A 12,961-nucleotide genomic window follows, 5' to 3' on the forward strand; every position below is an offset into this window, starting at 1 on the left:
GTCATATTGGCAGACTGAAATTTTTACATAATTTCTTTTATGCTGTTTTAAGAATCCTGTCCGTATTTTGCTCTTTTTTCTCTCTGCACACCCTCAGAACAATCAATAGGAAAGCACAGGCAATAAAGATAATGCCGCCCAAAATGATATACTGCGTTCCCAGACCGGAAAGGAAAAAGCCACATACAGAAGTTCCAATGGTCGTTCCCAGATTTGTGGATGCCAGAAAAAGCCCATTTGCGAAATCCGGAGCCTTCGGCGCAGCTGTCGCCAGCCAGTACTGATTAATATTGGCGGCTGCTCCGGCAAGAATTCCCCAGATCAATATAAGAACTGCCATTGGCACTGTGAAATATCCAAGGAAAAACATGACTGCGTAAACTCCCCCAAGAAGAAACGGAAAAGTTAAGACAAATCGGATCGGACGGCCGCTGAGCATCCTGCCGGCGATCATATTTCCGATCATGTTGGCCAAACCATATACAAGAAGAAGGATGCTGATCCGTCCGGAAGACAGCCTTGTCACTGTTTCCATGTATTCTGAAAGATAGCTGTATACGCCAAATACAGAGCCATTCAAAAACATCACGCCGATAATAGAGAGCCATGTTTTCCCCTCTTTCAAAACACTCAGCTGTGTACCATAAGACAGCTTTTCTTTCACCGGAAGATCTGGTACGGCAAAAATGGTTGCAATCAGAGCTGCGGCGTTGACTCCCGCAAAGAAAAGCATTCCCACTCTCAGAGAAGTCATATTAGAAATATAACTTACAATCGGAACCCCCAGAACCATGCCGGCAGAAACTCCCATCATAACTTTGGATACAGCCTTTGGAGCCTCTTTTTCCGGTACAGACGCTCCTGCAACAGACATTGCCATTGATACATACACCGGCTGAAAAAATGCCGGAATTGCCCGGGCAGCCAAAACTACCGGGAAATTTGCAGCGAATGCTGAAACTGCATTGCATAGGGTGAATACACTAAGAACAAGGATCATGGCTTTTTTTCTGTTAATTCCGGAAAATAGAAGCGGCATTGTCGGTCCTGACACTGCTACAACCAGTGCAAACATGCTGACAAGAAGACCTGCTGCAGACACTGTTACCCCGTAATTTTCAGATACCAGCGGAAGAATCCCAACCACTCCCATTTCTGTATTAATGATACTAAATACACCTATTGTTAAAATGAAAATCAGACTTTTGTTCATTTCAATGAAACCTCCTGCTTTTTTTCTATCTTAAATATAGCAGTCATATATCGAAACAACAAATACTTATATAAAATGGGATTCCATGCTTTTTTGGCATAGAATTACATTAAAACACACATTTGCCCTGATTTTCTATGTTCTTGTTTTACACTGGAAGCAAACGAGGTCATCCATTTTAATTCCTATGGTATTTTATACGTTTTACTAATTCGTCCAGGATATACCTCTTATTTTCATTCTAAAAAAGATATGCCAGAGTTTTCCCAAGGCATATCTTTTTGTTCTGTTTTTTATATTATCCCTGATACCGGATTCTTTCCACAATGGATTCTTTCTTTACATTTCGGCTTAAAAGCCAGGATAAGATCAGCTGCAGAGCAATGATGACGATTGTCATGGCGAGAATCTGTATCCATGGGAAATGATAAATATTCATACCGAAATAACTATGTGTCTTTGCGTAATAGAACACTGTGTATCCTGCCGGAATTCCAATGACAAAGGATACCAGGAGTGTTCCAACGCTGAAGAATAATCCTTCCATCTGCAGCATCCGGTTTAGCTGTCCGCTGGTCATTCCGATAGCCTGCAGGATTCCCAGCTCCTGTTTCCTTGTGATGATGCTGATGATCATGGTATTTGCCATATTCATAAAACTAATGATTCCGATGACTGCCATAAACGCATAGACCGCAAACTGCATCACACGGCTGGCTGACCTGGAAAGATTGAGCTGATTTTCATAAGAATCCATGGAAATATGATCGTTCTCATCTGACAGCTGTTCCAGAGCAGAGGCTACTTTGCCAAGATCCTCCTGGCTGCAGTCCACCCAGACGGTTCCGCTGGCATTTGCATTCTCAAGCCCCAGTTTGCGATAAGTATCTTCTGTAATAGCCCAGTCTGTATCCAGGCTTCCGAAAGATCCCATAATGACAGCTTCATAATTTTGACTCGTACTGCCATCTTCCAGATTTGAGGAAATTTTCTGTCCGATGCGGTATCCGGAATCTCCTATAAAATTAGACCATCCATAGAAGATTCCATTTTCCCGGGAGGCTTTCTCATAATCCATATCCCCAAGGATACCTCCTTCACCGGCATGTTTTTCAAAATCTTCTCTGTTAAGAACCATAACAGAATATGTGTTATTCCCTTCTGTCATGTACAGATATTTTCTGGAAGTCACATCGGTAACGCCGTCCATCCCTTTGATCTTCTCTATGGTCTTCTGTCCAAGCGGATTATTTTTCAGAATACTGTCCAGATTGTTTTCCGGATAGGCTGTGTCATTCATGGAGTAATCCAGCGACAATACAAACTGACCATGTTCTACTTCTTTTCTTGCATTATATTCATTATCGATGCTGCCGGCAAAGCTTGAAAGAGCCACAAACAGGACACAGGACAATCCCATGGCAAGGATGGTTTTCAGCGTCCGTTTCCAGTAAGCAGTTAGATTGGACTTGGTAAGTCCCCATACGGACAAGGCTTTCCGGCTCCGGCGGATTTTCTTTGGACTGCTGTTTTCCTGGTATTTCATAGCCTCCACCGGGGAAATTTTCGCCACGATCCTCATCGGCCGTTTCAGAGCAATCCATACGGCTGCCAGTGACAAAACGCCGCAGAAAACCAGGAGAGGCAGGCTGAAACAGGATACCATCTCAAGCGGCGGCATACCCGGCTGAACAGAGGAAGATTTCATCATAAGAATACGGGTTAATGCACTGCCGATCCCATACCCGGCAGCAACGCCAAAAGGTACGGCAGTCAGAGCCAGCAGCATTCCTTCCCGGAACACCAGTTTTTTCATCTGCCGCCTGGTTGCGCCCAGTGCTTTAATTTTTCCGTATTCCTGTACCTTCTGGGCGATTCCTACCTGAAAAATATGATAAATAACAACAACGGAAAACAAAATAACCAGCAGTGAGATTCCTGCGCAGATGGTAATGTTTTCGATGCCCGGATCCAGTTTCCACATAAGATAATACCCGTTGACGGAAACTCCCTTCGGGTCAATGCCGCATTTCTGTGCCAGATTTTTCATTGTTTCTTCTGCCGTATCGTAACTGATGCTGACAGAATCACTCAGCTGAAAATATGCAGTATAAACATGGCCGGCATCAGGAATGACAGAGTCGTAATATGATTTGGAAACCAGCCCGTAAAATGATGTCCCTTTTATATTTGATTCATAATCCTTTAACACCCCGCTGACTGCAAATTCTCTTTCTTTATATTTCTGAGACATACTTTCCCGGCTGTTTAGTACAATCCGGTCTCCCGGTTTTACAGAGTCATAGCCCAGCTGACGGAAGAAATCAGGAGATGCTGTTATTTCGTTTTCTTTCACTGGAAAACGGCCCTGAGAAAGATTTCGTCTCTGATTGGTCATTTCCAGCACGCTGCTGTCAGAATAAATCAGCGAAATGTCAGCTTTTCCTTCCACCTCTCCTGCTGTCGCCATGACTCCGGCTTTTTTAAATTCACCTCTTTGCTTCATCCGGGCAAACTGGTCTTCTCTCACGCCGGTGTACGTGCCATAATAAGTGCCGTAGAGTCTTCCGGCATTGACTCTCTGAGACTCCATCATCCCATATCCGCATGTGGCAATGATCGTCAGAAGCAGCGTCGTAAAAAATACCGCGGCTATCACCAGAATGCTTCTGACCTTGTTTTTCTTATTATTGGCTGCCGCAAGTGTCGTTATCATTTTCATTACATCTCCGCCACCTTTCCGTCTTCGATTACCAGAACACGGTCGGCAATCTGAGCAATTTCATCGTCATGGGTGATCATGACCAGTGTCTGTCCGTATTTTTCCACAGACAGTTTCAAGAGGCCGATCACTTCATCGCTGGTTTTGGAGTCCAGGTTTCCAGTTGGTTCATCTGCAAAAATGATATCCGGTTTGGAAGCCAGCGCTCTCGCAATGGCCACTCTCTGCTGCTGACCCCCGGAAAGAGTGTTTGGAAGATTCTGAAGTTTATTTTCAATTCCCAGAGTCTTTATGATATCCTGGACAAAAGTCTCTTCCGGCAATCTTCCGTCCAGCCCGACAGGAAGTACAATATTTTCCCACACATTAATGGAAGAAACCAGGTTAAATGTCTGAAAGATAAATCCGATTTTCCTGCGGCGAAACACCGCCAGCGCATCTTCTTTCAGGGAAAAAATATTCTTGCCTTTCATCCAGACTGTTCCGGATGTAGGCGTATCCAGCCCTCCCAGCATATGAAGCAGGGTGCTTTTCCCGGATCCTGATTTCCCGACGATCGCCACAAATTCTCCCTGGCGGACGGAAATGCTGGCGTGATCCACTGCCTTTACCTGATTTTCACCTGTTCCATAATATTTACACAAATCCTGTGATTTTAAGATTTCGTTCATATCGATCATTCCTTTCTTTGATTTCCCTTTGATTTATTTATAGTCTACAGGTACACTCTTTCAAAACAGTGACAATCAAAAAAAGAAATCTTACAGTTTTGTCAGAAACGGGTCATGTGCTGGTAACTGGCAGCTGAATCTGGAAAAGAGAACCTTTTTGTTTTCTTCTGCCGCCTGAAATCACTTTGATGGTTCCGCAGTGCCGGTTAATGATTTCCCTGGTCAGAAACAGACCGATGCCGCTTCCCTGCTGACAGCGGACTTCTCTGGCACCGCCCCGGTAAAACCGCTGGAAGACTTTATGCTGCTCTTCTTTTGGAATCCCGATTCCTTCATCTTCCACACAAATATGAAGAAAATTGATCCACCGGTCCATAGAGATTCGGATCCGGCTGCCTTCCGGGCTGTATTTTACCGCATTGTCCATAAGATTGATCAGCGCTTCTGTCATCCATTTTGTATCGTGAGACAAAATGAGAGTCTGCAGCGGCTCAGGAATTTCCAGCTCAACTGCAATTTTTTTATCTTCTGCTTTTGGAATAATCCGGTTTACAGCAAGAAGTACCGTATCAAAAATTCTCTTTTCTTCCATCTGAAGCCGGATCATGCCGGTTTCCATTCGGGAAATCTGGATTAGTGCAGAGGATAATTGTTCCAGTCCGGTCATCTGATCCTGGCATCGTTTCAGAAATTCTTTTCGTTCTCCCTCGTTCAGATCTTCCTGATCCAGAATTTCAAGAGATGCCTTCAAAGCTGCCATAGGGGTTTTCAGCTGATGAGAAATATCCGTTACCAGCGATTTGGTATTTTCCTTCTCTATGGCGGCAGCTTCCTTCAGCTGCTCGAAATAACTGCCAAGAGATTCCATCTGCATATAAATATCTTTGATGCGGGATGCGTCATCTTCCAGATGTTCCCAGAGGAGATCTGTCCGGAAATTTCCACTTCTAAAATCCTCCAGCATGGCCGAAATTTCTTCCAGGAGAGATTCAAAATCTTTTCTCTGTCTGCAGCGGACATAAAATAAAACCAGCGCAGTTCCGAGGAAACAAAGCGCAGAGCCAGTGATGATCCAGAGACAATGATGGATAAATTCCTCTCCGAAAAATGTGGAACGGATGGATTCATATCCATATTGGGACAGCACTCCCTCTGCTTCTTTCATGGACGGAAGTCCCTCGTTCTTAAGAATCTGTAAGTCTGTCTGGCTGTTTCCCAGAAGAAGAGACGCCATCTGATATTTCTGCTGATAATGTCCATATTCTGCAAATATCAAAAAGCTGTCCAGCAGCAGAAAAAGAAGTCCGGAAAAAAACAGCGCCGAAAAGATCCGGCGTTTCTCTGATCTCATCTTCCGCCTCCTTGTCTGATACATGGCTGATTCCATATATATCCGATCCCCCGGACATTTTTAATATATTCCGGATGAGAAGGATCCGGCTCAATCTTGCCTCTCAGCCTTCGGATATAAACAGCCAGGGTATTTTCATCAACAAAGTCTCCTTCCATATCAAAAAGATGTTCCAGAATCTGAGCCTTGGACAGAATCTGCTTTGGATGTTTCACAAACATAGAAAACATTTTCCATTCATTTTTGGTCAGTGAAATTTCCTCTTCCTCACGGTATAACTTCATAATATCAAGATCAGCTTTTAGATTTCCTGACTGAACACAATTTCCGCCTGCCCCATTTTGCTGTTTTCTGAAATATGCATTGACTTTCAGCAGTAAAACGGAAAGACTAAACGGTTTGGTAATATAATCGTCTGCTCCGGCCTCATATCCAAGCACCTGATCCATTTCCTGATCCAAAGCCGTCAGACATATAATGTGCATATCTGAATCTGTTTTTCTGATATAAGAAATCAGATCCGTGCCATTTCCATCTGAAAGATTCACGTCACAGATCATCATCGGAATCTCTGCTTCCTGTTTCAGAATCTGCTTTGCCTGAGAAATCGTAAAAACAGAAACTATATGATAACCGGCTTTTTGAAGAGTAAATTCAATTCCTCTGTTGACACTTTCATCATCTTCTAATAGTAAAATATCTGTCATATCGTCTCCTTTAACCTATCCTTCCCGGATCCGTTTCCCCCTGGACTTCCGCCATACAGCTTTCAATAGAACAGCGGATCATATCAGAGACTGCCTCGTCTGTAAAAAATGCCGTATGAGGCGTCATCAATACGTTGGGCATAGTCTTTAATACAGCCATATCATGATGGTTTACCGCAGCATATTTGTAATCCTGATAGTAAATTCCGCTTTCATGTTCCAGTACGTCCAGCGCTGCAGCTGATACGATTCCCTGATCCAGGGCCTCAATCAAAGCGGCTGTATCAATCAGAGATCCTCTTGCCATATTGATCAGGATCACGCCCTTCTTCATCTGTCTTAAGGTGTCATGATTGACCATATGACAGGTCTCTCGGGAAGCCGGAGTATGAAACGTCAAAATATCACATTCTCTCCACAATTCTTCCAGATTTGTATAATGAACAGTTCCCTGCAGAGAATCTTTCGGGAACGGATCATGTGCCAGGATCCTGCATCCAAATCCACTCAGATTACGGATAACCTGTTCCCCGATCTTGCCGGTTCCTACGACTCCAACCGTCATATTTCTCAATTCTTTCCCCCTGACATCTGTCAGAGAATAATCCTGCACCTGATATCGAGTAAGAATGGTTTTCATCCGGCGTATGGTCATTAATATGGCCATAACTGTATATTCTGCCACAGTATGCGGAGTATAACTTACATTAGATACTGGAATTCCCAATTCTTCTGCGGCTTCCAGATTAATATGATCATATCCGACGGTTCTCGTGGATACCGCCTGAATTCCTTCTTCTTTCCACGCCTGCAGAAGATCCCTGTTCACAGGTGTTGTAATAATGCTGACAGCCTGACATCCCTTTACAAAGGAACAGTTTTCAAATGTCGGTGTCTCTGATGTGACTGCCAGTTCTATATTGTATTTTTGTTTATAAAATTCAAAGAGACCACGTTCATCCGGTCTGCAGTTAAATACCGCGATTTTCATTGTCATTTTCAGCCTTCTTTCTCCGTTTTTTTGCTCCGGACTATTATAGCATTTCTTCTGTGATCCTACAATGCACTCCTGAGACGAACAACCGTTTTCGAAAAAACGACATTTTTTCGACAGGACTCATTGACGGTTTCCCGTGAAATCATTATAATAGCAAAGTATTGTCTTTTTCCATTCTGATAAAAGACACAAAAAATAAAAACGAAAGAAGGAAATATCATGAAAAACCTGATCTCAAAATGGAGCAGTCTAAGCCTGATCACCCGGATTGTAATCGGATTGATCTTAGGCGCGATTCTCGGAATCGCAGCTCCCAAAGCGGCTGCCATCGCCATTCTGGGAGATTTATTTGTAGGCGCTCTCCGGGCAGTTGCCCCGATCCTTGTATTTGTTCTGGTTATGTCCTCTCTGGCAAACGCAAAAGAAGGCGGCGCCCAGAACATGCGGACCGTCATTATCCTGTATATCATCAGCACCTTCCTCGGAGCTTTTGTAGCTGTTCTTGGAAGCTTTCTGTTTCCGCAGACATTAACCCTTGCGGAAGCGGCATCTGATGTAACCCCTCCAAGCGGAGTCGCGGAAGTGCTGAAAAATCTTCTGATGAATATCGTATCCAATCCAATCGACGCTCTTGCCAATGCAAACTATATCGGAATTCTTGCATGGGCCGTCATGTTTGGTATTGCCCTGAAATTTGCTTCTGATTCCACCAAACAGTTTCTGCAGGATGTTTCCGATGCGGTGACCAAAGCCGTTCACTGGATTATCGCATGTGCGCCGTTTGGTATTATGGGACTGGTATTTGATACTGTTTCATCCAATGGCCTGTCTATTTTTACAGATTATGGCCGCCTGCTTGCCCTGCTGATCGGATGTATGATCGTATGTGCCCTGATTTCCAATCCACTGCTTGTATTTGTCTGTCTTAGAAAAAATCCGTATCCTCTGGTATTCAAATGTTTGAGAGAAAGCGGAATCACGGCATTCTTCACAAGAAGTTCCGCCGCGAATATTCCAATGAATATGGATTTATGCGAACGCCTTGGACTGAACAAAGACAGCTACTCTGTCTCCATTCCTCTGGGAGCTACCATCAATATGGACGGAGCCGCTGTTACGATTACTGTTATGTCTCTGGCTGCAGCCCATACTCTTGGCATTTCCGTGGACATTCCAACCGCTGTAATCCTGAGTGTCCTTGCGACAGCATCTGCATGCGGAGCTTCCGGAGTTGCCGGTGGATCTCTGCTTTTGATTCCTCTGGCATGTTCTCTCTTTGGCATTCCAAATGATATTGCCATGCAGGTGGTCGGCGTTGGATTCATCATCGGAGTAATCCAGGATTCTATGGAAACTGCTCTGAATTCATCTTCTGATGTACTGATGACAGCCACAGCCGAACTGTATAACCGCAAAAAAGCCGGCGAAAACATCGTCCTGGTACCAAAACAGTCCAAAAAATAGAAGACAAAAGAAGAAAAAAAGAACGAATCCCACAGAGTCCGGCAAATACCCGGAGCATCGGCATTCGTTCTTTTTTTCTTGTTATTGACAGATCGGAACAAATAAAATCTGATTTGTCCCTCCGCAGATCATGCCCAGATTCGCGCTTTCCTCATTGGACAGTGAAAAATCCCGTACTGTGATTTGGCTGATTTGGGGCGCTGTCCGGATTACTTCGTTTTCCAAAGCTCCGCCGCCTATACTGCCAATGACCTTATCTTTGCACACCAGCATCATACTGCCGACTCCTCTCGGAGATGATCCGCTTTTTTTTATGATAATACATAAGACACCGTTTTCCTGCGTCTCCAGAAGTTCTTTTGTCATCGTACTGACAGTTCCCTGATTTTTGATCTGAATCAGTTCCGCAGCAATGCTTACCGCAATCTCTTCCGGCGTTCTGGCTCCGATGGCAAGTCCGATCGGGGCATGGATTCCTTCCACAGCTTCTTTGGAAAACCCCTGCGCCTCCAGAGATTCAAAGGCTGCTTTTACCTTTTTTCTGCTTCCGATCATACCCAGATAAGCATAGGATCTGGCAAGCACTTTTTTTACACAGATTTCATCTCCTGCATGTCCTCTTGTAACAACCACATAATAATGCTGATCTCCTTCCGGAAGATATTCTTCCGCTTTCTGGAAATCACAGCAGTAAACTTCATCTGCTTCCGGCAGCTTCTCACGATTGGCAAACTCTTCCCGATCATCCAGAACAATGGTGTAAAAATCCAGAAATCCGGCCAATTTCAAGAGCTGCCGCGCCACATGACCTGCTCCGAAAATAATCAGTTTCGGCTGGGAAGAAAACCATTCTTTTTGTATCAGAGACACATCTTTTTCTTCCTGAAGAAATCGGGCAATAACCTTTTCATATAAAGTATTAACCTGTCCCGGGCAGACCCGTACCCTCGCACTGGGATGCCGTCTGCGAAGCGGATTTACATAACCTTCCGTTACCAGTCTCTGCAGATGAACCGGCTCAAGGATGTCATCTTCTTTTATGCCAAGACACTGAAGAACCAGATCTTTTCGGTGGGACGCCTCCCTGCATGTCCTGCCCAGAGCGGAAAGGCCCGTGACAATCTGAATCTCATCTGCAAAATCCGGAATGACCGGTTCGTAAGAATCCGGATATTTCACCGGCAGTCCCCTGGATCCATCTGCCTCAATCAATGCAGCGTCCGCAAAATCTGCCGCCTGTTTTAAAATTTCATCTGGAAGGGGACCGATCTTCTGGGTTCCTGCAATGCTGGTTCCTGCCATACAGTAGTTTTTCTTTTCCAGCTGTTCTTTTATCTCTTCTATGGAAGGATCCAGAATCGTCTCTTTTTCTATCTTCATATGTGTTGTTGTTCCAACAAACACTGTTTTCCCCTGTGACAGCCATTGATCCCTTAGTTTATGGATCCGGGTCGTTTTCCCTCCGGATCCTGCAACCGCAATTACCATATCTCCCTCCTACTCCACTGCCAGCTGATTCAGGGCGTCTGCCGCAAAACGGATTTCTTCTTCCGTTGTATCATATCCGAAACTAAAACGAACCATGCCCTGCTCTTTTGTTTTGTAATATTCATGGACCAGTGGCGCGCAGTGAGCGCCGGAACGGGTCTGAATGCCGAATCGTTCCGCCAGTTCATCGCTGACTTCAGATGATGAATAACTTCCAAGATTGCAGGACAGCACAGCGGTACGCTTTGTAAAATCCGAATCATCCCTCATTCCATAAATTCTGATGTCAGGTATGTTTTTGATCAGCTGATAAAAAAGCTTTATATTTTCCTGTTCTTTCATGCGGATCTGGTCCAGACCTTCTGACATAAGATAACGGATTCCGGCCTCCAGCCCGGCAATTCCCGGACCGTTTAAGGTCCCGGCTTCCAAAGCTTCCGGCATTCTTTCCGGGTGTGTCCTGGAAAAAGAATCAAATCCGCTTCCTCCGGTCAGAAGAGGCCGTATTTTTATTCCTTCCCTGACGCATAATCCTCCGACTCCCTGAGGTCCAAGCAGTGCTTTGTGCCCGGCAAAGCATAAGACATCGATGTTATCCTTTTCCATGGAAATCGGGAAAATTCCGGCAGTCTGGGCTGTATCTGCCACAAATACGATTCCGTTCTCACGGCACAGTTTTCCAACGTTTTGGATATCAAAAACTTCACCGGTTACATTGGAGCCATGTGCCATAACAACCATCCTTGTATTCTCCCGTATCTCTCTGGCAATGGATTCTGCATCCGGAGATGTAATGGTTAAGGAGATTCCCTCTTTTTCTAATTCATAAAGGGGTCTTAAGACACTGTTATGTTCCATATATGTCGTGATCACATGATCTCCCGGATTCAGAATCCCCTTCAGCGCAATGTTCAGACTGGCCGTAATTCCGCTGGTAAAAGACACCTGCTCCGGACGGCTGCACTGGAAAAACTCCGCAGCTGTCTGTCTGACCTGAAAAATATTTCTGGATGCCGCAAGGGAGGCCCTGTGTACGCCCCGTCCTGCATTTCCATAGGACATGGCTTTCCATACGGCTTCTTTTACCTGCCGCGGCTTTGCCGGATTGGTTGCTGCATAATCCGCATATAGGCCTTCTTTGATCGTTTCACGTTCTGACTGAAGCGTTAAAATCGCTTCCAGTACGCCGCCTCCGATACAGCGCGCCTTGTCAGAAATAGTAAAACAATTATTATATTCTTCGATTCTCGGGTCGATATCCGCAATTTTAAACCCTTTAGTCACCGGATATTGATCCCGAATCAGGCCCCTCAAAAGCCCATCGATCGTGGCTGGAATATCTACAGTTCCATGTTCCGTTTCGATACGGGCGATGGTCTGACCTTTTTTTACCGTATCCGTAATATGACAGACATTACGGAGAATTCCCGCTTCCGGAGAGTGGATGACTCTGTCTTTCCCAACGCCTGCGATAACGCCCGGAATTCCGGTATTGGCAATGGCTTTCCCCTCCCGGATCACTCTTCCCAGCCGGTGTCCCCTTTTGGTCTCAATTACTGCGTCAACATCCTTTCCCGCCGTAAAACCGGGACCGAGACCAATGGTAACCGGCGCCATATCCCGGCGGGTGCCGAGATTTTTCTTCGCCAGAATAGCGTCCACCAGCGCCAGTGGTTTCAGATATTCCAGACACTTTCCCTCCGGATCGATCATCAGCGCAGGATCCCCCTGCTCCATGATTTTTTCTGCTTCCTCATAAGTTGCTGCCAGCCGGCAGGTCATATCTTCGACTTTGGAAATTCCGTCATAAACTGCCTCAGAAAAGGCCACATTTCTCCGGATGGCAGACGGGGCTGCAGTCTCCAGCACAAGAACGCGAAACCCGCTTTTTACCAGTTTATAAATAGTGCCGGTCGCAATATCTCCGCCGCCCCGCACGATCACTAATTCTTTCATCAATTACTCCTTCGGATTCATAGATTTTTCTCTATTGTATCATGATTTCCGAAATGTTTCACAAAAGATTGTCTGGCGGCTTTATAAACTTCTTCCTGAAATTCCTCATACCGTTTCAAAAGATCTTCTCCTTCTGGTGTAAGCTGGGAAAATCCTCCGGATTTTCCGCCGGATACACTCTCCATCAGCGGAAATCCAAGGTCCGCTTCCGCCCTTCTTACGATTTTCCATGCCTTGCTTGCCGCCATCCCCATTTCCTTATAGGCCGCCGAAAGAGAACCTTTCTGCGCCACCAGACGCATCAGCTGGGCAACGCCTTTTCCAAACGCCGGCTCTTCGGAAAAAACCCGCAGCCGGAGATCAAATTTTGCCGGCATATGCTCTCTTTTCAT

The 12,961-nt window shown here is 45.2% G+C and carries 10 protein-coding genes; 1 reads left to right on the forward strand and 9 read right to left on the reverse strand.

Features of this window, described 5'->3' with window-relative positions; translation table 11 throughout:
• Positions 1 to 37: 37 nt before the first annotated feature.
• The 6 genes from JMF81_RS07945 to JMF81_RS07970 form a co-directional block, all read right to left on the reverse strand.
• The gene (locus JMF81_RS07945; RefSeq protein ID WP_201310920.1) at positions 38 to 1,213 is read right to left on the reverse strand and encodes an MFS transporter; all 1,176 of its coding nucleotides are present in this window, start codon (positions 1,211 to 1,213) and stop codon (positions 38 to 40) included.
• Between the two features lie 298 nt (positions 1,214 to 1,511).
• Positions 1,512 to 3,935 carry an ABC transporter permease gene (locus JMF81_RS07950; protein WP_201310921.1) on the reverse strand — a complete coding sequence of 808 codons (2,424 nt, stop codon included), beginning with the start codon at positions 3,933 to 3,935 and terminating at the stop codon, positions 1,512 to 1,514.
• Complete coding sequence (locus JMF81_RS07955; RefSeq protein WP_201310922.1) at positions 3,935 to 4,606, reverse strand: ABC transporter ATP-binding protein; 672 nt, start codon at positions 4,604 to 4,606, stop codon at positions 3,935 to 3,937. Before JMF81_RS07955 ends, JMF81_RS07950 begins: the two co-directional genes overlap by 1 nt.
• A gap of 112 nt (positions 4,607 to 4,718) precedes the next feature.
• Positions 4,719 to 5,957 carry a sensor histidine kinase gene (locus tag JMF81_RS07960; RefSeq protein ID WP_201310923.1) on the reverse strand — a complete coding sequence of 413 codons (1,239 nt, stop codon included), beginning with the start codon at positions 5,955 to 5,957 and terminating at the stop codon, positions 4,719 to 4,721.
• A complete protein-coding gene (locus JMF81_RS07965) occupies positions 5,954 to 6,664 on the reverse strand; it encodes a response regulator transcription factor (RefSeq protein WP_201310924.1) in 711 nt (236 codons plus the stop codon). Before JMF81_RS07965 ends, JMF81_RS07960 begins: the two co-directional genes overlap by 4 nt.
• A 10-nt stretch (positions 6,665 to 6,674) precedes the next feature.
• Positions 6,675 to 7,661, reverse strand: a complete 987-nt coding sequence (locus JMF81_RS07970; protein WP_243282582.1) for a D-isomer specific 2-hydroxyacid dehydrogenase family protein — start codon at positions 7,659 to 7,661, stop codon at positions 6,675 to 6,677.
• 219 nt (positions 7,662 to 7,880) lie between these two features.
• Between JMF81_RS07970 and sstT the strand changes: the two genes are divergently transcribed.
• The gene (sstT, locus tag JMF81_RS07975; RefSeq protein WP_201310925.1) at positions 7,881 to 9,125 is read left to right on the forward strand and encodes a serine/threonine transporter SstT; all 1,245 of its coding nucleotides are present in this window, start codon (positions 7,881 to 7,883) and stop codon (positions 9,123 to 9,125) included.
• 81 nt (positions 9,126 to 9,206) lie between these two features.
• Here the strand turns inward: sstT and yqeC are convergent, their stop codons facing one another.
• The 3 genes from yqeC to JMF81_RS07990 are packed head-to-tail and all read right to left on the reverse strand — an operon-like array spanning position 9,207 to position 12,961.
• Positions 9,207 to 10,613: a selenium cofactor biosynthesis protein YqeC gene (gene yqeC / locus JMF81_RS07980; RefSeq protein ID WP_201310926.1), complete on the reverse strand. Its 1,407-nt coding sequence runs from the start codon at positions 10,611 to 10,613 to the stop codon at positions 9,207 to 9,209.
• Positions 10,614 to 10,622: 9 nt separating this feature from the next.
• Positions 10,623 to 12,569, reverse strand: a complete 1,947-nt coding sequence (gene yqeB / locus JMF81_RS16910; protein WP_201310927.1) for a selenium-dependent molybdenum cofactor biosynthesis protein YqeB — start codon at positions 12,567 to 12,569, stop codon at positions 10,623 to 10,625.
• 17 nt (positions 12,570 to 12,586) lie between these two features.
• A complete protein-coding gene (locus tag JMF81_RS07990) occupies positions 12,587 to 12,961 on the reverse strand; it encodes a winged helix-turn-helix domain-containing protein (RefSeq protein WP_201310928.1) in 375 nt (124 codons plus the stop codon).

Source organism: Anaerostipes butyraticus (assembly GCF_016586355.1).
GTDB classification, from domain to species: domain Bacteria; phylum Bacillota; class Clostridia; order Lachnospirales; family Lachnospiraceae; genus Anaerostipes; species Anaerostipes butyraticus.